17 protein-coding genes are annotated in these 22,114 nt (G+C 71.2%); 14 read left to right on the top strand and 3 right to left on the bottom strand.

From position 1 onward, the window contains the following. Positions 1-152: 152 nt before the first annotated feature. The 6 genes from OG214_RS00930 to OG214_RS00905 are packed head-to-tail and all read left to right on the top strand — an operon-like array spanning position 153 to position 9,117. A complete protein-coding gene (locus OG214_RS00930) occupies positions 153-2,924 on the top strand; it encodes a lantibiotic dehydratase (RefSeq protein WP_405987399.1) in 2,772 nt (923 codons plus the stop codon). Next, a complete protein-coding gene (locus tag OG214_RS00925) occupies positions 2,912-4,060 on the top strand; it encodes a lantibiotic dehydratase C-terminal domain-containing protein (protein WP_405983400.1) in 1,149 nt (382 codons plus the stop codon). Before OG214_RS00930 ends, OG214_RS00925 begins: the two co-directional genes overlap by 13 nt. After that, positions 4,057-5,268 carry a peptidase M50 gene (locus tag OG214_RS00920; protein WP_405983399.1) on the top strand — a complete coding sequence of 404 codons (1,212 nt, stop codon included), beginning with the start codon at positions 4,057-4,059 and terminating at the stop codon, positions 5,266-5,268. The genes OG214_RS00925 and OG214_RS00920 overlap by 4 nt, the downstream gene beginning before the upstream one ends. Positions 5,269-5,297: 29 nt before the next feature. Further along, positions 5,298-6,329, top strand: coding sequence for an ABC transporter ATP-binding protein (locus tag OG214_RS00915; protein WP_405983398.1), 1,032 nt, complete (start codon positions 5,298-5,300; stop codon positions 6,327-6,329). Then, complete coding sequence (locus OG214_RS00910; protein ID WP_363083098.1) at positions 6,326-7,081, top strand: ABC transporter permease; 756 nt, start codon at positions 6,326-6,328, stop codon at positions 7,079-7,081. Before OG214_RS00915 ends, OG214_RS00910 begins: the two co-directional genes overlap by 4 nt. Beyond that, positions 7,078-9,117, top strand: coding sequence for a TOMM precursor leader peptide-binding protein (locus tag OG214_RS00905; protein WP_405983397.1), 2,040 nt, complete (start codon positions 7,078-7,080; stop codon positions 9,115-9,117). Before OG214_RS00910 ends, OG214_RS00905 begins: the two co-directional genes overlap by 4 nt. A gap of 107 nt (positions 9,118-9,224) precedes the next feature. On the opposite strand, the gene OG214_RS00900 is transcribed toward OG214_RS00905, so the two are convergent. Next, positions 9,225-9,401 carry a thiazolylpeptide-type bacteriocin gene (locus tag OG214_RS00900; protein ID WP_046505532.1) on the bottom strand — a complete coding sequence of 59 codons (177 nt, stop codon included), beginning with the start codon at positions 9,399-9,401 and terminating at the stop codon, positions 9,225-9,227. Positions 9,402-9,563: 162 nt separating this feature from the next. On the opposite strand from OG214_RS00900, the gene OG214_RS00895 reads away from it, so the two are divergent. After that, the gene (locus OG214_RS00895; RefSeq protein ID WP_405983396.1) at positions 9,564-10,901 is read left to right on the top strand and encodes an amidohydrolase; all 1,338 of its coding nucleotides are present in this window, start codon (positions 9,564-9,566) and stop codon (positions 10,899-10,901) included. Here the strand turns inward: OG214_RS00895 and OG214_RS00890 are convergent. Beyond that, positions 10,837-12,201: a M20/M25/M40 family metallo-hydrolase gene (locus OG214_RS00890; RefSeq protein ID WP_405987398.1), complete on the bottom strand. Its 1,365-nt coding sequence runs from the start codon at positions 12,199-12,201 to the stop codon at positions 10,837-10,839. The two genes, OG214_RS00895 and OG214_RS00890, sit on opposite strands and share 65 nt — an antisense overlap. 215 nt (positions 12,202-12,416) lie before the next feature. On the opposite strand from OG214_RS00890, the gene OG214_RS00885 reads away from it, so the two are divergent. The 3 genes from OG214_RS00885 to OG214_RS00875 all read left to right on the top strand — a co-directional run bounded on the left by OG214_RS00885 (position 12,417) and on the right by OG214_RS00875 (position 15,055). Next, positions 12,417-14,237 (top strand): DUF885 domain-containing protein, encoded by a 1,821-nt coding sequence (locus OG214_RS00885; RefSeq protein ID WP_405983395.1) that lies wholly within the window; start codon positions 12,417-12,419, stop codon positions 14,235-14,237. Positions 14,238-14,435: 198 nt separating this feature from the next. After that, positions 14,436-14,678 carry a hypothetical protein gene (locus OG214_RS00880; protein ID WP_363084868.1) on the top strand — a complete coding sequence of 81 codons (243 nt, stop codon included), beginning with the start codon at positions 14,436-14,438 and terminating at the stop codon, positions 14,676-14,678. Next, on the top strand, positions 14,678-15,055 hold the full coding sequence (locus OG214_RS00875; RefSeq protein ID WP_363084869.1) for a toxin Doc: 378 nt from the start codon (positions 14,678-14,680) through the stop codon (positions 15,053-15,055). The genes OG214_RS00880 and OG214_RS00875 overlap by 1 nt, the downstream gene beginning before the upstream one ends. Before the next feature lie 62 nt (positions 15,056-15,117). On the opposite strand, the gene OG214_RS00870 is transcribed toward OG214_RS00875, so the two are convergent. After that, positions 15,118-17,319, bottom strand: a complete 2,202-nt coding sequence (locus OG214_RS00870; protein ID WP_405983394.1) for an alpha-galactosidase — start codon at positions 17,317-17,319, stop codon at positions 15,118-15,120. 178 nt (positions 17,320-17,497) lie between these two features. Between OG214_RS00870 and OG214_RS00865 the strand changes: the two genes are divergently transcribed. From OG214_RS00865 to OG214_RS00850, 4 genes are read left to right on the top strand one after another with little or no spacing between them, the layout of a single operon-like run. Next, a complete protein-coding gene (locus tag OG214_RS00865; protein ID WP_363084871.1) occupies positions 17,498-18,673 on the top strand; it encodes an ROK family transcriptional regulator in 1,176 nt (391 codons plus the stop codon). 8 nt (positions 18,674-18,681) lie between these two features. Then, entirely contained in the window at positions 18,682-19,992 is a 1,311-nt protein-coding gene (locus OG214_RS00860; protein ID WP_363084872.1) for an ABC transporter substrate-binding protein, read from the top strand. A 22-nt stretch (positions 19,993-20,014) separates the two neighbouring features. Further along, entirely contained in the window at positions 20,015-20,965 is a 951-nt protein-coding gene (locus OG214_RS00855) for a sugar ABC transporter permease (RefSeq protein WP_365904111.1), read from the top strand. Then, the gene (locus OG214_RS00850; protein ID WP_405983393.1) at positions 20,962-21,888 is read left to right on the top strand and encodes a carbohydrate ABC transporter permease; all 927 of its coding nucleotides are present in this window, start codon (positions 20,962-20,964) and stop codon (positions 21,886-21,888) included. Before OG214_RS00855 ends, OG214_RS00850 begins: the two co-directional genes overlap by 4 nt. The last annotated feature ends 226 nt before the right edge of the window (positions 21,889-22,114 follow it).

The raw sequence follows: 22,114 nt of genomic DNA, 5'->3' as shown, positions 1-22,114 counted from the left end.
CGGGCGCGCCCACGACGGCGAGCAGGACAGCAGGCACGACAGCGAGCGGGACAGCGGGCACGACAGCGAGTACCGGTACGGCCGCGGGGGCTACGGCGGCTACGGCGGCTCGGGAGGCCGCCGACACCGACTGGCGCCCCGGCCGGCGCTTCATGCTGCGGGTCGCCGGACTCCCCGTCGAGTCCGTGCACGCGCTGCGCTGCGAGGACAGCGGACGCTGGTCCGACGAGGTGCTCGCCGCCGAGGACCGGCTGCGTACTCGCGGCGCCGAACTCAGCGATCTGCTGCACGAGGTGGTACGGACCACCGATGTCTCCCCGGACGGGGAGGGCGGCACACAGCGCCGTGAACTGCTCGCACTGCGCCGCGAGATCTTCAACAACCGGCTGCCGGCCGCCCCCGAGAGCGCCCTGGCCCTGGTCGCCGCGCTCGCCCCGCGCGCCGCCGGACCGACCGCGGAGTGGCTCAGGGACCGCAGGCATCTGGAGAAGCTGCGCGCCGAGGGAGCACCGCTACTCGCCGCCGATCTCGACAGGACCCGGACCGCGCTGCGCGCCCTGCTCACCGAGGACCGGCTGCGCTGCGGACTCCTGCTCGCCTCCCCGACCCTGGAGGGGCAGCTCGACGCCTATGCCGCCAAGGCCGCCTCCGGCGTGCCGTACGACAAGCGGATGCGGAAGATCGAACGCTCGGTGCTGTCCTATCTGTACCGGACGGCCTGCAAGACCAGTCCGTTCAGCACCTTCACCGGTGTCGCCACCGGTCTCTTCGACGAAGGCGGCGCCGAGGCCGCCGTCCGTGTCGACGAGGAGTGGTCGAGCCATGTGCGGCTCAATGTCGTCGTGCTGGGGCGGTTCGCCGAACTGATCCTCGCCGACCCGGCCCGGCGCGGTGATCTGCCCGTACGGCTGGCCTCCGGCTGGGAGCGCGACGACGACCGGATCCGGTATGTACGCCAGTGGGTCACCACGGGCGACGACTCCGCCGCGGTCACCTTCGACGCGGTCAAGGACCGGCTGTTCTTCCTGCGCCGCAGCGGCACCCTGGACCGGCTGCTCGCCCTCTTCGACACCGGCACCGACACCGACACCGGCACCGACACCGACACCGGGATCGAGACCGGCACCGGCACCGGGAGCGAACTGCGCTACCGCGATCTGGTGGAGTGGCTCCGGACCGAGCACGACGCCGAGCCCGAGATGTGCGAGACCTATGTCGCGGCGCTGCTCCAGCTCGGGATGGTGCGGGTGCCCTGTCTGGACACCGATGTCCACAGCCCCGATCCGCTGCGCTCCTTCCGCGGCGCGCTCGGCGGACTCGGCCGTCCCTGGGCCGACGAACTGGCCGCCGCCCTCGGAGGACCCGTCTCCGCCATCGACCGCTTCCCCTCGGCCGGCCGCGCCGAGCGGGCGGAGCTGCTGCGCGAGCTGCGCGCCGGACTGCGCTCGGCCCAGGCCCTGTTGACCGACGGCGAGACCGAGGCCACACTCCCGCAGACGCTGCTGTACGAGGACGTCAGCGCGGGCCGCGCGGTGAGCTGCGCTCTGGGCGCCTGGACCGGACCGGCCGGCGGTGCGCTGCGCTCCGTCGAACGGATCCTGCCCGCCTTCGATCTGACCCTGCCCCAGCGCGTCACCTTCAAGGGGTTCTTCCTCGCGCGGTACGGGCGCGGCGGACGGTGCGACGATCTGCTCGGGCTCGTCCACGACTTCCACGAGGATTTCTTCGACCAGTACCTCTCCTTCGCTGGCAAGCGGCGGCCCTTCGACGACCGGGGCGAGTACGTGCCGGAGGAGAACTGGCTCGGTCTCCCCGGGATCCGTTCCATCGACGCGGCGCGCAGGGCGTTCATCGGCCGGATGCGACAGGCCTGGGAGACGCGCGGTGACGCGGCCGAGATCCGGCTCGGGGAGGCGGACCTCGCCCCGGTGGCCACCGAACTCGCCCCGGTCGCGGGCGACTTCGTACCCCAGTCGCACCATCTCCAGCTCGCCCGCGAGGACGGCGCCCCGCTGATCGTGCTCAACCGCTCCTACGGCGGACTCTCCTTCCCCTTCAGCCGGTTCACCCATGTCTACGACACACCGGGTCCGTCCGGGGAGGCGGAGGCCTTCTCCCGTGAGCTGCGTGCCACCGCCGCCGCCCTCACGCCCGACGGAGCGGTGCTCGCCGAGATCACCGGAGGCGCGGTCACCAGCAATCTCAATCTGCACAGCCCGCTCACCGACTACGAGATCGTCTGCCCCGGTGAGTCGAGCACCGTCCCCGAGGACCGCCGTATCCAGCTCGACGACCTCTCCGTCGAGCACGACGAGGACACCGACCGGCTGGTCCTGCGCTCCGCCCGGCTCGGGCGCGAGGTCGTCCCGGTCTATCTCGGTTATCTCGTGCCGCTCGCGCTGCCCGAGATCCCGCGCACCCTGCTTCTGCTCTCCCCGACCTCGATGGCGCCCCTCGACGTGTGGGCCGGTGTCCCGGAGGGCGAGGCCGCGGACGGTGTCACCGCGCGCCCCCGAGTGCTGCACGGCGATGTCGTCCTGAGCCGGCGGAGCTGGACCACCACGGCGGGGACGCTGCCGAGGCGCCGTCCCGGCACCGGCGACCAGGAGTGGTTCCTCGACTGGCAGCGCTGGCGGCGCGCGCACCGGCTGCCCGACCAGGTCTTCGCCACCGTCTCCGGCGGGCCCAGGGGCGGCGCGGGCGCCAAACCCCAGTATGTGGACTTCCGGAGCCTTCTCTCCCTCACCGCTCTCGAAGCGCTCCCGGCACACCCCGACGACCGGGTCGTGCTGCGGGAGATGCTCCCTTCCGAGGGCGGGCTGCATGTCCGGTCCGCGCGCGGCAGCCATGTCGCCGAGCTGGCCGTGGAGACCTTCACCTCGACCCGACGACGTACAGAGGGCGCACCGACATGTCAGAGCTGACCCCCGCTCCCGCCGCCGCCCCGGTCCCCGCCGGCTCGGGCTCCGCCGCCCCGGGTCCCGTTGCCCCGGACCCCATCGCCCCGGGGGCCGCCGTCGCGGGCGACTGGCAGGCCATCCACATCTTCTACGCGGCCAACCCGCAGCCCCTGCTGGTGAACTGTGTCCGCCCGCTGGTGGCCGGCCTGACCGCCGACGGACTGCTGGCGGGCCACTTCTTCATCAACTACTGGCTGGAGGGGCCGCATGTCCGGCTGCGCCTCAAGCCCGCCTCGGCGACGGCCACCGCCGAGGTGCGCCGCCGTGCCGAGGAGGCCATCAGCGCCTTTCTCCGCGCCAGACCCGCCCTCTACGAGGTGGACTCGGGCTTTCTGAACGAGTTCTACAACACCCTCTTCGAGATCGAGTTCCCGGAGGGCGACCGCGGCGCCTTCATGGACGCGGACGGCAGGATGAATCTCCGGCCCAACAATTCCTCCTCGTACGAGCCCTACGAGCCCGAGTACGGCAAGTACGGCGGCCCGGCCGGTATCGAACTGGCCGAATGGCACTTCGCGCACTCCAGCGATCTGGTCATGGACGCCTTCCGCACCATGAATCTGCATCTGCGGACCGTGCTGCTCGGTACCTCGGCCCAGCTCATGATGGTCATGGCCGGATGTTTCCTGCCCGAACGCGATGAACTCGGCGCGTATCTCGACCGCTATTACGAGTTCTGGCACAAGGCGTTCCCCGGCACCGGTTTCATCGGCTCGAAGGAGTACGACAAGAACTACGCGGAGATGGCTCCCGGCCTCGGCCGCCGCTTCGAGGGAATCCGGCAGGCCGTCCGTACCGGCGAACTGGGCCGGCTCCCCGCCTTTCTGCGCGGCTGGGCCGAACACTGCCTCGAACTCCGCTCCCGCGCCGAGGAGTTGGCCGTCCGGGGTGAGCTGGTGTTCCGCTCCTGGGACGGTACGCGCGACGAGTCGGTCACCGACCCCGCCGTGGCGCTGCCCCTGCTGCTCTCCCCGTACATGCATATGACCAACAACCGGCTGCATGTGACGATTCGCGACGAGGCGTATCTGTCGCATGTGCTGGGCCGGGTCCTGCGCGAGGGCATCACCGGCACTCCCACCCCGGCGGCGATCCCATGAGCGGTTCACCCGCCGGCTCCGCCGAGGCGCGGCGGCCCACCGCCGGTACGCCCGTCCCCACCGCTTCCGGCTCCACGGCCGGATTCCTCGCCCACCGTCCGGCGCTGCGCCCGGACGTCCTGCTCAGTCCCGCCCTGCTGCACGGCCCGGCCACCGTGCATCTGATCAAGGACCCGGAAGGGGGCGCCGCCTTCGAGGTGGGGGTGAAGGAGTACTTCCTGATCTCCCGGCTCGACGGCGTCCGCAGCCTGGGGGAGATCGGGGAGGAGTACGCCGATGCCTTCGGCAAGCGCCTCGCCGAGCCGCACTGGAAACGGCTCCTCGGACTGCTGGGCACCCGGGGCCTGCTGGCCGGCGCGCCCGCGCGTCCGGCTCCGGCGGCTACGGGCCCGGCGGCCCCGGCGGCCGCGGCGGTCACGGCGAGCGGGCCGTTCAACGGCACCCTGCTGCGTGGCACCATGCGGCTGGTCGCCGACGCGAACGCCACCACGGGCCGTCTCCACCGGCTGCTGCGTCCCGTGCTGCGCGCCCCGTTCCTGCTTCCGCTGACCGGGCTCCTCGCGGCGATGGAGGTGCTGCTCGCGTCGGCGCTGCCCGAACTGGCCGGCGACACCTGGTGGCTGTTCCACCGGCCCGTCGCGCTGATCGCGGTCTTCACGCTGCTCTGGCTCAGCACGGCGCTGCACGAACTCGCGCACGGAGTCGCCGCCCGGCACTACGGAGGCACCGTCAGCGAGATCGGACTGCGCTGGCGGCTGCCCATGGCCGTCATGTACTGCACGGTGGACAACTACCGTTATCTGCGGACCCGTTGGCATCAGTTCGTGGTGGCCGGCGCGGGGGCCTTCGCCAATCTGCTCTTCCTGCTGCCGTTCCTGGCCTGGTGGGCCGCGCTGCCCGCCGGGGACCCGACCCGCCGTGTCCTGTCCGGTCTGCTGCTGCTCGGCAGCGTCCAGGCCCTCGTCAACCTGCTGCCGCTGCCCCCACTTGACGGTTACACGATGCTCGGCCACGCTCTGCGCGTCTCCCGTCTCGGGCCGGAGAGCGGGCGCTATCTGCGGCTGCGCCTCGGCGACCGCGCGGCCGCGGCCGCCTACCCGCGCCGGGCCCGCACCCTCTATCTCGGCTACGCGGTGGGGTCGGCCCTGCTCGTCGTGCTGATACTGGCGGCCCTGGCAACAGGCCTGTACTTCAACCTAGTTCACTGACCCACAACCCCCGAGGGGCGCAGAACCACATGAGCGAGGCCAGGACCATGGCGTCCGTGCCGGACGAGGCAGCCACCGACGCGGCGATCGTCGTCGACGCGATACGCAAGCGATACGGCGACCGCCAGGCCGTCGACGGGGTGTCACTCCATGTGAACCGCGGGGAGTTCTTCGGACTCCTCGGACCCAACGGCGCGGGGAAGACCACCCTCGTCGAGATCATGGAGGGACTGCGCGAGGCGGACTCCGGGACCGTCACGGTGCTCGGCCGGTCGCCCTGGCCGCGGAATGTGGCCCTGCTGCCGAAACTCGGTGTGCAGACGCAGTCCTCCGCCTTCTTCGTACGCCAGACGGCGCGCGAACACCTCCGTACCGTCGCCGCCCTGTACGGGGCCGGGCGCGAGGACGCCGACCGTACCCTCGGCTCGGTCGGGCTGGCGGAGCAGCGCGATGTGATGGTCGAGAATCTCTCCGGCGGCCAGCGCCAGCGTCTCGCCATCGCCTCCGCGCTGGTGCACGGACCCGAGCTGATCTTCCTGGACGAGCCCACCGCCGCGCTGGACCCGCAGGCCCGCCGCGATCTGTGGAAGGTGCTGCGCGACCTCAAGAGCGAGGGCCGCACCATCGTCTACACCACCCACCATCTCGACGAGGCCGAGGCACTCTGCGACCGGGTGGCGATCCTCGTCGACGGATCCGTCGTCGCCCTGGACTCCCCGCACCATCTCGTGACCGCCGCCGCCGTACCGACCCGGCTGCTGATCCCCGCCGAGCGGATGAGCGAGCGGGACGCGGCGGCCATTCCCGGTGTCGACCGGGTCACCGTGCAGGGCGGTTCGCTCGTCCTGGAGACCGCCGTCCCCGGCAAGGTGCTCCAGGCGGTCGACGCGATCACGGGTCTGGACGGCGTCCAGACCCGTACGGCCACGCTGGAGGACGTCTACCTCGAACTCACCGGCACCAACGGCGGCACGCACGGCACCGAAGGCACGCGGGACACCGAAGGCACCGACGGCACGAACAGCACGCACGGCAGCGAGAACACGGAGCGGCAGGGATGAGCGCGTACGCGGCACTGACAGGGGCCGGTTTCCGGGCGCAGGTCCGGGACAAGGCGACCCTCTTCTTCACCTTCGCCTTCCCCCTCCTCTTCCTGGTCGTCTTCGGACTGATCTTCCGAGGCCAGGAGGTGGCGGAGACCGGCCGTCCCTATATCTCCTACATCGCGCCGGGCGTCATGTCCTGGGGTGTGGCCAACGCCGCCGTGTTCGGTGTGGCCTTCACCCTGATGCAGTGGCGCCGCGACGATCTGCTGCGGCTGATCCGGATGACACCCACCCGGCTGCCCGCGGTGCTGGCCTCCCGCTATGTGCTCGCGCTCGCGGTGGGAGCCGTACAGGCCGTGGTGTTCGTGGCGGTGGCGATGCTGCCGCTGTTCGGACTGGAACTGGACGCCCGCTGGCCGCTGGCCCTGCCCGTGCTGGTGCTCGGCATCACCGCGTTCCTCACCATCGGCGTGGTGATCGGCTCGTACGCCGACACCCCCGAGGCGGTCGCCGCCATCGCCAACTTCCTCATGGTGCCGATGGCCTTCCTCTCCGGCTCGTTCCTCCCGCTCGACATGATGCCGTCCTGGCTCCAGGCCGTCTCCCGGGTGCTGCCGCTGCGCTATCTCAACGACGCGGTGTCCGCGGCGCTCTCCGGCCGCGGCGGACTCGACGACATCGCGATCGGCTGCGGGGGGCTGATCGTCTTCACCGTCCTCTTCGGCGCGCTCGCGCTGAAGACGTTCCGCTGGAGCAACAAGACATGACGGCATCCACGACCGGTGGCCGGTCCACCCACACGGACACGGACACCGGCTCAGCCACCTCCACCACAGCCAATTCCACGGACGGCGTACCGCTGGAGCCGGCACGGGATCTTCTCCGGCGCTCGCTCGCCGGGCGGCTCGCCCCGGCCGCCGCTCCCGTGGTGGTCCCCCTCGGCGCCGGAGATGTCCTCGGCGACCGCGACCGCGACGGCGACGGCGACGGTGACCGCGACCCCTTCGCCGCCGTACGCCCCGGGGCCACCGTCCATCTCACCGCGCGCACGGTACTGGTGGGTCCCTGGGGCGGTGACGGCGACGCCTCCGCCTGCGGCCGGTGTCTGGCCATGCGGTGGCAGCGGCTGCGTACCCGCACCGAGCGGGACGCCCTGGAGACCGGCGCCCGTACCCGCGCGGCCGGCCACTGGCCGCGCCTCACCCCGTACGCGATCGACGCCGTGGAGGCCCTCTACCGCGCCGTGGTCCTCTCGGACTCCGTCCTCCCGCCGGAGGGGACGGCGGCCGACCGCCGGCTGCCCCAGGTCTCACAGCTCGATCTCACCACCCTTGAGGTGCGGACCTATCCGCTGCTCGCCGATCCGCTCTGCCCGCACTGCGGTCCGCGCGGCACCGACAGCCGGGACGAGGCGCGGCTCGGACTCGTCAGCCGGCCCAAGCCCTCGCCCGACGTGTACCGGCTGCGCCGCGCCTCCTCATATCCGATGCCGGTCATGGCGCTCGCCAACCCGGTCTCCGGGGTGCTCGGCGCCGGCACCTGGATCAATGTCACCTCACCCACCACCGCTCCGGTCGCGGGCAGTGTCTTCATGCGCGGATACGCGGGTCTGACGGATGTGACCTGGAGCGGCCAGGCCAACGGCTTCGACGCCAGCCGCGATCTCGCCTTTCTGGAGGGGCTGGAGCGGTACGCGGGAACCCACCGGCGCACCGGCACCACCCTGCTCACGGCCGCCTACAGCGAGCTCGGCGGGGACGGTCCGCCCGCTCTCGACCCGGCCGAGTGCGGCTACTATCCGCCCGAGACCTACCGTGACGACCCCATGGTCAGCCCCTTCGACCCCGACCGGCCCATCCCCTGGGTCTGGGGCTACTCGCTGCGCGACGAGCGCCCCCTGCTCGTACCGGCCCGGCTCGTGCACTACAGCGCCGGTCTCGCCTCCGACAACTTCGTCTTCGAGTGCTCCAACGGCTGCGCGATCGGGAGCTGTCTGGAGGAGGCGGTACTGGGCGGACTGCTCGAACTCATCGAACGGGACGCCTTCCTGGTCGCCTGGTACGGCGGCACCCCGCTCACCGAGATCAATCTGGACTCCGTCGGCGATCCCACCGTCCGCACGATGATCGACCGGGCGGCCCTCCAGGGCTATGACGTCCACGCGTTCGACAACCGGATCGATCTCGCCGTACCGGTCGTCACCGGTCTGGCCGTACGGCGTGACGGCGGGCCCGGCACCTTCTCCTTCGGCGCGGGCGCGAGCCTCGATCCGGCGGCGGCCCTGGAGGGAGCCCTGTCCGAGGTCCTCACCTATATCCCGCATCTGCCCCGCCAGGTGGAGGAGCGCCGCGCCGAACTGGACGCCATGGCCGAGGACTTCGGGAAGGTCCTGCATCTCAAGGACCACGCCCAGCTCTACGGTCTGCCGAGGATGGCCGAACATGTCCGCGGTTACCGGGAGCCGTCCGCCGTCAGACCGATGGCCGACGTCTACCGTACGTGGGAGGAGCGGGACAGGCCGCGCACCGGCGATCTGCGGGACGATGTGATCCACTGCCGGGACGAACTCGTACGGGCGGGGCACGATGTGATCGTCGTCGACCAGACCACGCCCGAACAGCACCGTATCGGACTGCGTACCGTGGCCACCATCGTCCCCGGACTGCTGCCCATCGACTTCGGCTGGTCGCGTCAGCGCGCCCCGCTGATGCCGCGTCTGCGGACCGCCGCGTGGCGGGGCGGGCTGCGCTCCGGCGAGCTGACGGAGGCGGAGATCAGGATGGTGCCGCACCCCTTCCCGTAACTCCCGTGCCCCGCCCGCGCCGTGGCGGGGCACATGCCGCACATGGAAGCGGACGGTACCCGCGAGAGCTCGCAGGTACCGCCCGCCTCTTCGCCGAGCGCGTGGGATCAGGCGCTGCAGGAGGTGGTGCTGGTGGTGGAGGAGCAGGTCGACGTCGAGCTGCAGCTCGTGGAGCCCGCGAGCACGACCTCGCTGGCGTCCGAGTAGTCGGAGATCTCGAAGGTCTCGGACTCCAGCTCCATGATCTCGTCGGCCAGGGAGGCGAGGGTGCTCTTGTCAGCCATGGTGACTCCTTAGGGGAAAGCCCGGTCCCCGGGGGGCTCCCCGGTGACCCGATCCGTCTGTGCCACCCGTATTCCAGCGGACCCCACTTCCAGAACGGCACGTCTTCCACTGACCACTCGTGTCAGCGGTCTGTACGTGGCGGACCCGTCCCGTACCGCACCATGGACCGGGTGAGCCCTGTCGCGAACCCGCACCCCGGAACGAACGCCCCCGTCCTGGACGGGCTGGCCGAGGTCCTGCGCCCGGCGGTCGCCCTCTATCTGGATCTGCACCGCCATCCCGAACTCTCCGGCGAGGAACGGCGGACCGCCGCCGCGCTGGGGCGGTGGCTGCGGGACGCGGGCTACGAGGTGACGGAGGGCATCGGCGGCCATGGTGTCGTCGGGGTGCTGCGCAACGGCGACGGACCGCGCGTCCTGATCCGCGCCGAACTCGACGCCCTGCCCCTGGCGGAGCGCACCGGACTGCCCTACGCCAGCGAGGGCCCGGTCACCCACGCCTGCGGACACGATCTGCATCTGGCCGCCGTCGCGGGCGCCGCGTCCCTGCTGGCCCGCGCCAGGGAGAGCTGGCGCGGCACGGCGGTGATCGTCGGCCAGCCGGCGGAGGAGACCCTCACGGGAGCGCGGGCCATGCTGGAGGACGGGCTGTACGAGCGCTTCGGGCGGCCCGACGCCGTACTCGCCCAGCACACCGCGCCACTGCTCGGCGGTATGGTCGCCCACGGTTACGGCCCGATGCTGGCGGGGAGCGCCGGCATCGAGGCCGTCATCCACGGCCGCGCGGGACACGCGGGCACCCCGCAGCTCGCGGTGGACCCGGTGCTCACCGGCGCCGCGGCCGTGCTGCGGCTCCAGGGGGCGGTGTCCCGCGAGTCCGCCCCGGCCGAGCAAGTGGCCCTGAACGTGGGGTCGTTCCACTCGGGCACCGCCGGCAATCTGATCCCCGGACTGGCGACCCTCGGTATCACCGTGCGCGCCCTGTCCGAGCGCGCCCTCGACCGGATGACCGGCTCGGTGGAACGCGTCATCAGAGCCGAGTGCGCCGCGTCCGGCTGTCCCCGGGAGCCGGAGATCACGGTCGTCTCCCGGTCCCCCGTCACCCACCCCGACCCGGCTGCCACGGCGGCCGTGCGCCGGGCCCACGAGGAGCTGTACGGACCCGAGCGGGTGGCGCTCTGGCCACCCGCCATGGCCACCGAGGACTTTCCGCTCTACGGGGACGCGGGAGCGTCCCTGCACGGGACGACGGGGATCGCGCTGTCCTACTGGATGCTCGGGACGGTCGGCCCGAAGACCTGGGCCACGACCCCCGGCACGGCCGAGGAGAAGCTCGCGGCTCTGCCGCCGAACCACTCGCCGGAGTTCGCCCCGGACGTCCGCACCGCTCTGCCCACCGGGATCACCGCGATGACGGCGGCGGCCCTGGCCTGGCTCAAGGCCGACAAGGACCGTGCGCACGCCGGTTCCGCAGCCGCCACAGGAACAGCGCCTCGGTGACCGACATCCGTTCGAGCTCGCGCGGGTCCAGACTCTCGTTCACCGCGTGGACCCGCGCCTCGGGCTCGCCCAGGCCGATCAGCAGGATCTCGGCCCGGGGTGAGAGATCCGCGAGGGTGCCGCAGAGCGGGACCGAGCCACCGAGGCCCGCCACCCGCATCTCCTGCCCGTACGCCAGCCGCATGGCCTCGGCCATCGCGGTGTAGGCCGGAGCCGTGGTGTCGGCGCTGAACGGCTCCTCCTGTCCGACGGTCTCCACCCGCACCCGCGCGCCCCAGGGCGTGTGCGACTCCAGATGGCGCGTGAGCAGTTCGGCGGCCCTGGCGGCGTCCGTCCCGGGCGGGATCCGGAGACAGACCAGCGCCCGCGCGCCGTCCCCACTGCCCGGCCGCGGACAGTCGAGTCCGGTGACGGTCGCGGAGGGACGGGCCCAGAGGCGGTCGGCGACGGTCCCCGAACCCGGCAGGTCCACGCCGTGGAGCACCGCGGCATCGCCGCGGAACCGCCTGCGCGGATACGGCACACCGCACCAGCGCCCGGCGCCGTCGAGGCCGTCGACGACCGTGTTGCCCTCGCCGTCGTGCAGAGAGGCGAGCGTACGGATCAGCGCGGCCGTGGCGTCGGGTGCCCGCGTGCTGTCCGCCGTACGGCCGGTGCCGGACGGTCCGGAGTGCGCGTCCGCGGACGGGCCGCGCCGCAAGGGCTCGGTCTCCACCGTGACACGGGCCCGCACCGCCCCGCGCAGCGAGACGGTCACGGTCGGCAGCCCGGCCCGTACGTTGCCGGTGTCACCGATGACCACGGTGTCGGCGGCGAGGAGCTCCGGGTGCGCACGCGCGTACCGTTCCAGGCCGCCCGTACCCCGCTCCCGCGAGCCCTCCACGATCAGTTTGACGTTCACCGGCGGCCCGCCACCGGCCCGTAACGCGCGCAGGGCGAGCAGATGCATGACGATGCCGCCCTTGCAGCCGGCCGCGCCCCGTCCGTACCACCGGCCGTTCTCCCGCACGGTCAGGGTGAAGGGCGGGGTGCGCCAGGCGGATTCGTCCAGGGACGGCCGGATGTCGTAGTGCGCGTAGAGGAGTACGGTCGGGCTCGCGGCCGGTCCCGGCAGCGAGCCGTACACCGACCGGGCTCCGTCCGGGGTGTCCAGTAACGCCACGTCCTGGAAACCTTCGGCGCGCAGGGTTCCGGCCAACCACTCCGCCGCGGCCTCGCACTCGCTCCCGGGCGGACGTGCCGGACCGGCCACCGAGCGGAACGCGACCAGCTCGGCCAGTTCGGTGCGGGCCCGGGGCATCAGAGAGGCGACGGAGGCGGCGATCGCACGGTGGGCTGCTTCGACGGACACACACACTCCTCGTGAAAGGCCCGCGCGTCAGGGGGAGTTCGTCGCGGCTCACCACAAGTGAACCGTGCCGGCGGCCGATGGCGTCAGCGGAAGGTACGGCGGTTTTGCGGCGTCTGCCGTCATCGGCCGGGCATCGCGGCCCGCCGGGAGTGAGGATGATCCGCATGTCTGACACCACACACTCCCGGCCACTGCCTTCCGCCGCCTCCCCGTCCCCGCCGCGCCGGATCGCGGACGCCTACGCCGATGATCTGATCGTGCTGGATCCGGTGCTCGGTACGATCATCGGCGACCGGGCCAGCCATGGCAGACTGCCCGACTTCTCCCCGGACGGCATCGATCAGCTCGCGCGGCTCGCCGGAGACACACTGCGCCGCCTCGCCGCCGCGACGAGTCAGCAGACCGTGCCCGAGGGGGACTTGGCGACCGATGCCGGGGCCGGGGCGGGTGCCGGCACCGGCACCGGCTCGGGTACCCGCACCGGCACGGGCCCGGACGCCGGTTCCGACGCGGCGATCGAGCGGAACTGCGCCCGGCTCCTGCGCGAGCGGCTCACCGCGGAACTCGCGATGCACGAGACGGGCGAGACACTCCGCTCGGTCTCCAACATCTTCTCTCCCGTGCACCAGATCCGGACCGCCCTCACGCTCACCCCCACCGCCGACGACGAGGACTGGCGCGTGGTGGAGCGCCGGCTGCGCGCCCTTCCCGCCTCGCTGGAGAGCTATCGCGCCGCGCTCACCGAGGGCCTGCGCCGGGGCCTGCCCGGCGGCCCGCGCCAGATCACCGCCATGGTCGGGCAGCTGGACGAGTGGACCGGCCGGAAGGGCGGCTGGTTCAGCCAGTTCGTCGCCCCCGGTCCCGAGGCGCTGCGCAAGGAGCTGGAGAGCGCCGCGCTGGAGGCCACCGCCGCCGTCGGACGGCTGCGGGAGTGGCTCAGCCAGGTCTACGCCCCCGGTGTCGCGGGCGCCCCGGAGGTGGTGGGCCGCGAGCGGTACGCCGTCTGCGCGCGCTACTTCAACGGGATCGATCTCGACCTGGACGAGGCGTACGAGTACGGCTGGTCCGAGTTCCACCGGCTGCTCGACGAGATGCGGACCGAGGCGGCCAGGATCCAGCCGGACGCGGCGACGCCCTGGACGGTGCTGAAGCACCTCGACACCCATGGCCATGCCGTCGAGGGGGAGGAGGAGGTACGCGTCTGGCTCCAGGACCTGATGGACGAGGCCGTCGGGCGTCTGGACGGCACCCACTTCGACATCGCCGAGCGGGTCGCCCGTGTCGAGTCCCGCCTCGCCCCCGCGGGCAGCAGCCCCGCGCCGTACTACACCTCGCCCTCGGAGGACTTCACCCGCCCCGGCCGCACCTGGCTGCCGACCATGGGCAGGACGCGCTTCCCGACGTACGAACTGGTCTCCACCTGGTACCACGAGGGCGTCCCCGGCCACCATCTCCAGCTGGCCCAGTGGGCCCATCTGTCCGACCGGCTCTCCCGCTACCAGACGGGTGTCGGGACGGTGAGCGCCAACGCGGAGGGCTGGGCGCTCTACGCGGAGCGGCTCATGGACGAGCTGGGCTTCCTCTCCGATCCCGAGCACCGGCTCGGCTATCTCGACATGCAGATGATGCGCGCGGTACGGGTGGTCATCGACCTCGGGATGCATCTGGAGCTGAGGATTCCCGGGCACTCGCCCTTCCGGCCCGGCGAGCGGTGGACCCCCGCGCTGGCGGAGCGGTTCTTCAGGGCGCACAGCGGCCGTCCGGACGAGTTCGTCCGCAAGGAGGTGATCCGCTACCAGGGCACGCCCGGCCAGGCCATCGGCTACAAGCTCGGCGAGCGCTCCTGGCTGCGCGGGCGCGAGGCGGCACGTACGGCGCACCGCCGCGACGGCCGTGACTTCGATCTCAAGCGCTGGCACATGGCCGCGCTGTCGCAGGGCTCCCTGGGCCTGGACGATCTGGAGACCGTCCTCGCCGGGCTCTGAAACCCCTGCGACCCCGCGACCCCCGCGACGCCCTTCCTGCGACGCCCCCCCGCGACACCCCGCCGCTCCGGTGCGGCGGGCGTACCCCCGCACCCGGCCGCACCCGGGCCGGGGGAACGGCTGGGGGCGGTTATGACCTGGGCAGGCGGTGTGACCTGGGCACTTCCCTGAACGGTACCGGTTAGGTACCGTAGGTCCATGCCATCTCTCAACATCAGTTTCACCGAGGACGAGCTGGAGGCGGTCCGCGCCGCGGCCGCCGCCGAGGGCAAGTCGCTCAAGCAGTACGTCCACGATCTGCCCCTGCGTGAGCAGCAGCGGATCCAGTTCGTCCGGTACGCGGTCACCTGGGGCGAGCGGCACAGGACCGAGTTCGACGAGGCCTTCGCCGATGAGATCCCACCCGCCGAGCATGAGAACCGGCAGGTGGACGCCGCCTGATGCCCGTGCTCCATATCGATGTGGCCTGGCTCCTGGACGTACAGGAACAGGCCGTCCCCGAAGATGTGTCCGTCGCCGACTACTCCGCCCTGGTCGCCGCCGTCGCGCGGCACAAGACCCGGATCCCGCGTCCGGCCACCAGCGAACCCGATGTGGCCTGGCGCGCGGCGGCCCTCTTCCACACCCTCGTGCGGCTGGAGCCGCTGCCGTACCGCAACAGCCTGTACGCGTGCCAGGTCGTCGCCGCCTATATGCACGCGTCCGGTGAGGGAATCGATCCGCCGTACGGCGCGCTCGTCGAACTGGTGCGCGCCGTCCAGTCGGGCAAGGTGAACGTGTACCAGGCGGCGCAGCACATCCGCGCCTGGCGCATCTGACACAGGACGGCCCCACCCGTCACGGCAGCCGGATCAGCGGCGCCCGGTCAGCGGTGCCCGGATCATTCGTCCCGCACGCGGATCAGATGCACCGCCGTGCTCGACCAGTCGCCGGGGGGCAGATCGGGCTCGTAGCCGTAGCCGGTCAGTACGGCCGCGGAGTGGACGGCACCGGTACGGGCGTCGCGATAGCGGGCGGCGGGGTCCAGGCCGGCCAGCCGGAGCGGGACACGCGGGGCGCCATGGCGGGGCGCGCGCCGCCAGACCAGCAGCAGCGCCTCACCTCCGTCCCGCGCGGTGTACTGCACCGCGGCCGGCCCGTCGTCCACGGGACCGCGCGGCCGGTGCAGCGTGCCGTGCTGGACGAGATGGCGCACGCGCTTGTACCACGCCACCAGCTCCGCGCCCTCCGCCAGTTCACCGTCCGACCAGCGGGTGAGATCGCCGCCCACCCCCAGCACCCCGGCCATCGCCACATGGAAGCGGAAGCGCAGGGGCACCGAGCGGCCGGTGAGCTGGTTCGGCACATCGGTCACCCACGCGGCCATGGTCCGCGCCGGATAGAGCTGGCCGTACCCGTGCTGGATCAGGATCCGGTCCGCGGCGTCCGTGTTGTCCGAGGTCCACGCCTGGTCGGTACGGGACAGAATGCCCAGATCCACCCGGCCGCCGCCACCGCTGCACGACTCGATCCGCAGCTCGGGGTGGTCGGCGCGCAGCCGGTCGAGAACTCCGTAGAGGTTGCGCACATACGCGGTCCCCACCCGGTCGGCGCCGTCGGCCCGGTCCGGCCAGCCCGCCTCGCTGAACGCGCGGTTCATGTCCCACTTCAGGAAGTCGACGCCATGGGCGCCGACCAGCTCGGTCAGCCAGCCGTACGCCCAGTCCGCCACATCGCGGCGGGCGAAGTTGAGGACGAGCTGACCGCGCAGCTCGGTGCGGTCGCGGTGCGGGAAGTGCAGCACCCACTCCGGGTGCGCACGGTAGAGATCGCTGTCGGGGTTGACCATCTCGGGCTCCACCCACAGCCCGAACCGCATACCGAGCCGGTGGACCTCCTGCACCAGGGGCGTGAGCCCGGCGGGGAAGCGATCGGTGGACGGTGTCCAGTCGCCGAGCCCGGCCTTCTCGCTGCGCCGGGCGCCGAACCAGCCGTCGTCCATGACGTACAGCTCCACCCCGAGCGCCGCCGCGCGGGCCGCGAGCGCGCGCTGGCCGGCCTCGTCGACATCGAATCCCGTCGCCTCCCACGAGTTGTAGAGCACCGGCCGGATCTCGTCGGGATGCGGCAGCACATGGGCGAGGGTGTACGCGTGCCAGGCCCGGCTCGTCGCGCCGAAGCCGCCGTCGGTGTACAGACCGGCGTGCACCGGGGTGGTGAACTCCTCGCCCGGACCGAGCGGCAGGGCCGTACCGTCCTGGCCCGCGCCACCCGTGAACCCCGCCCGTCCGTCGGGCGTGCGCTGCGCGGTGATACGCCAACTGCCGCTCCAGGCCAGGGCCGCGCTCCACACCTGCCCCCGCTCCTCGGTCGCGTCACCGGCGTCCACCATCACCCAGGGATTGGCGTGATGGCTGCTGATCCCCCGTCTGCTGGTGAGTACGGTCTCCCCGAACGGCAGCCGCTCCCTGCGCAGCTGGGTCTCGGCGGACCACTGGCCCGTGACATGGCTGAGCCGGTAGTCCTCCCTGGCCGGCAGGGTCCAGGCGGCGGAGTCGGCGCGCGGCAGTGCCACGGGGTCCTCGCCGGTGTTGCGCAGCACGGTCCAGCGTTCGATCACATCACTGTCGTCATGGACGCGGTAGTGGAGCGTGATCTCCAGGGGGTAGTGCCGGTCCCTGAACTCCAGGGCGAGTTCGGCCGCCCCCGGGGCCCGCCCGGAGACCGTTTCCGTTCCCGGTCCCCGCCCCGGGGCCGTTCCCGTTCCCGTTCCCGTTCCCGGGTCCGGTTCAAGGACCCGGTGGCCGGTCGGCAGCCACTCGACGGCGCGCGTGCCGTCGGCGAACCGCACCTGGAGCGAGGGCGGGCCGAAACGGGCCCCGCCGTCGACGGGCAACTCCTCACCGACGGCCGGCCGTCCCTCGAAACTGCTGGCCGCGGGCGCCGGAGGAAGGACCAGTTCGCCTGCCTCCTCAAGGGTCAGCCGTGGTCCCCACGCGAGATGACAGGGCGCCCCCGACGCGTCGATCCGCAGCGCGTACGAGGTGCGCGGAGTGGAGAGCAGCCAGACCCCGGTGTCCGGGGCGAAGGAGATCACAGGCATGGATCCTCACGTTCGGGTAGCGCCACGAGAGCAGTCCGCAGCCAACTATCCCTTCGATCACCTGTCAATACCCCGTACCAGTCTCGTAATCGCATGATCGGACCCCTTCCAGTTGCTGCTTCGAAAGGAGCTTGCTTCTTTCATTGACAGCGGAAAAGAACCCACCTACGTTTCGGCCATGCGCTCGACCCCTCGCACCGAGGCGGTTCCGGTACCGACGCCGGCCGCTTCCCTCGTCTTCACCACCGTGCTGTCCCACGGCCCGCTCACGCGGATCGAGATAGCCCGGCGCACCGCCCTCTCCTCGGCCGCGGTCACCAAGGCGGTACGTCCGCTGATGGAGGCCGGCTATCTGGTCGAGGGCGTGGACGAGGAGGCGCGGCCCGCCCTCGGACGTCCCGCCAACCCCCTGCGGGTGGACGGCGGCAGGGCCCTGTTCATCGGGGTCAAGGTGACCGGTGACGAGATCATCGCGGTCCTCGCCGATCTCTGCTGCCGTATCCGGGTGGCCCGGCACCTGCCGCTCACCGCCCGCGATCCGGGCGCCGTGCTCGCCTCGATCGCCGGACTCGTCCAGGAACTCCTCACCGAGGCCGACGGATTCGGTGTGGAGGTACGGGGTCTCGGCCTCGCGGTCTCCGGCGATGTGGACCGGGCCGCCGGGGTGGTGCGTTACTCGCCGTTCCTGGAATGGCGGGACGTGCCGCTCGCCGAACTGGCCGCGACGGTGACGGGCCTGCCGGTCACGGTCGACAACGACGTACGCGCGCTGACCGTCGCCGAGCAGTGGTTCGGGGCCGGGGCGGGCATCTCCGACTTCGCGCTGGTGACCGTGGGCGCGGGCATCGGCTGCGGTCTGGTGGTGCACGGCCGGGTGGTCTCCGGCGCGCACGGGGTGGCCGGTGAGATCGGCCATCTCTCCATCGATCCGCTGGGTCCCCCGTGCCACTGCGGCAACAACGGCTGTGTGGAGGCGATCGCCGGGGACTCGGCCATCATCCGCCGGGTCAGGGAGGTGACCGGTCTGCCGGTCACCGGCTCGGAAGAGGCCCTGGACCTCGCCCACCGGGGCGACCCCGGTGCCAGAGAGGTCTACGCGCGGGCCGGGGAGGCCATCGGGCGGGCCATCGGGGCCGTCGTCAATGTGCTGGGACCGCGACGGGTGATCATCTCCGGTGAGGGCCTCGCCGCGTACGACCTCTTCGCCGAGCACATCCGTGACGCGTTCACCGCGTCCGCCTTCGGAACCGCCGCGCAGTGCGACGTGATGACACGTCCGCTGCCCTTCGAGGAGTGGGCGCGCGGGGCCGCGGCCACCGCCATCCAGTCCTTCATCGGAACAGACACGCATTAGGAGTAGCGATGACGCTGAGCCGCATCCCCTCGCCCGCCAGTGGGCCCGGCCGCCGCGGTGTGGTCCGCGGCGCCCTCGGTATCGGTGCCGCGGCGCTCGCCGCACCCGTCCTGACCGCCTGCGGCGGCGGGCCCTCCGCCGATCCGAAGACGGTGACCTTCGGCTCCAACGGGGCGGACGCCACCCCCAAGTCCGCCTACGCGGCCGTCACCGACGCCTTCACCAAGGACAGCGGTCTCACGGTCAGGACGAACACCGTCGACCACGACACCTTCCAGAAGAGCATCTCCAACTACCTCCAGGGCACTCCGGACGATGTCTTCACCTGGTTCGCCGGCTACCGCATGCAGTACTTCGCCAAGAAGGGTCTCGCCCACCCCGTCGACGACGTGTGGGAGAAGATAGGCGCCGGCTTCAGCGACGCCGCCAAGCAGCTCTCCCGGGGACTGGACGGGAAGTACTACTTCGTCCCGCTCTACAACTACCCATGGGCCGTCTTCTACCGCAGGAGCCTGTTCCAGGAACGCGGGTACGAGACCCCCCGCACCTGGAGCGAGTTCACCGCGCTCGCCAAGCGGATGAAGAAGGACGGTCTCTCGCCCATCGCGTCCGGCTACGGCGGCGGCGACAGCTGGTCCATCCTCGGTGCCTTCGACTATCTGAACCTCCGTGCCAACGGCTACGACTTCCATATGTCGCTGATGCGGGGCGAGATCTCCTGGACCGACCGGCGCACCGTCAGGACGCTCGACCTCTGGCGCGAGCTGAGCCCCTACTACCAGCAGGGCGCGGGCGGCCGCTCCTGGCAGGACGCCGCGCAGTCCCTGCTCGACAAGAAGTCCGGTATGGCCGTCATCGGACTCTTCCTGGGCCAGCAGATCACCGACGACAAGCTCCGCGAGGACATCGACTTCTTCGCCTTCCCCGAGATCGACCCGTCCTTCGGCCAGGACACCGTCGAGGCACCGACCGACGGCTTCATGCTCAGCCGGCGGCCGAAGAACGCGGAAGGCGCCGGCCGGCTGCTGGAGTTCCTCGGCAGCGCGAAGGCCGAGAATCTGTACATGGGCGTCGACCCGAGCAACGTCGCCGTCAACTCCCAGGCCGACACCGGCTCGTACAACGCGCTCCAGAAGAAGTCGGCCCAGCTCATCGCCTCGGCCAAGCACATCACCCAGTTCGGCGACCGCGACAGCGACCCGGGCTTCATCTCCACCGTCGTACTGCCGGGGCTCACCCAGTGGCTGGGCCACCCCGACGACGGCTCGGCCCTGCTGAAGAAGATCGAGTCCCAGCGCTCGCGCTTCTTCACGGCCTGACCAGGACCCGGGAAGGTTCCACATGTCCTCCGTGCGCCCAGCGCCGCCCTCCCCGTCACACGACCGGTCCGGGCCCCGTCCGCGCCGGCTCGGCGCCGGTGACCGAGTCTTCCTCACGGTCATCATCGGGATTCCGCTCGTCGCCCTGCTGGTCTTCGTCTGGCTGCCGGCCCTCGCCTCCCTCGGACTCTCCTTCACGAGCTGGGACGGCATCGCCCTGTCCGACATCCACTGGACCGGGCTGGGCAACTACCGGGAGATCCTCACCAATTACCCGCCGTTCTGGCCGGCGGTCCAGCACAACGTCGTCTGGCTGCTGTTCACGGCCCTGCTGCCGACCCCGTTCGGTATCTTCCTGGCCTACCAGCTCGACCGTAAGATCCGCTTCACCCGGATCTACCAGACCGCGATCTTCCTGCCCATGGTGCTCTCGCTGGCCGTGGTCGGCTTCATCTGGGAGATCATCTACAACCCCGACAACGGACTGCTCAACGGCGTCCTCGACGGGGTGGCACCCGGCCATCACATCGACTGGCTGGGCGACCCGGACCTCAATCTCTGGGCGGTGCTCGTCGCCTCCGCCTGGCGGCACACCGGCTACATCATGATCCTCTATCTGGCGGGGCTGAAGGGCTTCGACCCCGCGCTGAAGGAAGCCGCCGCCCTCGACGGCGCCAACGAACGCCAGACCTTTCTGCGCGTCGTCTTCCCCGCCCTCAAACCCGTCAACATCATCATCCTGGTCGTCACCGTCATGGAGTCGCTGCGGGCCTTCGACATCGTCTACGTACTCGGCGGGGGAGTCGGCAGCAAGCCCGGTATGGAACTGCTCTCCCTTCTGATCACCGACAACATCATCGGCGAGTCCAGCCACATCGGTTACGGCTCGGCCCTCGCGGTCGTCCTGCTGCTCGTCTCGCTGGCCGCCATCGGGACCTTCCTCTTCCAGAACTTCCGCAAGGAGGACCAGTGACCGCGACCGCCACACCCCCGGCCGCCGGCTCACGGACCCGCCGTACGCCCGTGCCGGGCGATGGTCCCTCCCGTCCCAAGAGCCAGACCGGCCGGCACCTTCTCCTCGGCGGGATCGCCCTGCTCTGGCTCGTGCCGCTGCTCTGGGCCGTCTACACCTCGCTGCGGCCGTACGAGGACACCAGCAGAAACGGTTATCTCTCCTGGCCGAGCAGTCTGAGCCTGGAGAACTTCTCGGACGCCTGGAACCAGTCCGGGATGCCGCACTTCTTCTGGAACTCCGTTCTCATCACCATCCCCGCGGTCCTCGGCACCCTGCTGTTCTCCGCCGCGGTGGCCTTCTTCGTCACACGCTTCGACTTCCGGTGGAACATCGTCCTGCTGATGCTCTTCACCGCGGGCAACCTGCTGCCGGCCCAGGTGCTCATCACCCCGCTCTACCGGCTCTATCTGCTGATCCCGCTGCCCTGGTGGATGAGCGACTCGCTCCTGCTCTACAACTCGGTGTGGGGCATCATCGCGATCCATATCGCCTACCAGTGCGGCTTCTGCACCTTCGTACTCAGCAACTACATGAGGACGATCCCCAAGGAGATCACCGAGGCGGCGCTGGTCGACGGCGCCCCCGTATGGCGCCAGTTCTTCCAGATCGTGCTGCCGCTGTGCCGTCCCGCGTTCGCGGCGCTGGCCACGCTGGAGGCCATCTGGATCTACAACGACTTCTTCTGGTCGCTCGCGCTGATCGAGACCGGCGACAAGCGGCCGATCACCTCCGCGCTGGCCAATCTCCAGGGCCAGTACTTCACCAATCCCAATCTCATCGCGGCCGGAGCGCTGATGACCGCGATCCCGACGCTGCTCGTGTACTTCGCTCTCCAGCGCCAGTTCATCAGCGGGCTCACGATCGGCTCCGGCAAGGGCTGAGCGCGGCCGGTCCAGTGGGCCACCGAGCCACCGGCCCACCGAGCCACCGGCCCACCGAGCCACCGGCCCACCGAGCCACCGGCCCACCGGGCCACCGGGCCGCCAGGCCATCGATCCACCGGTCCATCGGTCCATCGAGCCCCGCCCGAACACCCCTCCCGCTTCCCCGCGCCGTCACGCGTCCATCCGTCCTCGCGCGGACACGCCCTGTCCCGTCCTGTCCCGT

This window comes from Streptomyces sp. NBC_00872 (assembly GCF_045161915.1).
In the GTDB taxonomy this organism is placed as follows: Bacteria; Actinomycetota; Actinomycetes; order Streptomycetales; family Streptomycetaceae; genus Streptomyces.
Note: the sequence above shows the minus strand (reverse complement) of the source record. Positions and strands in the feature narration are given on the sequence as shown.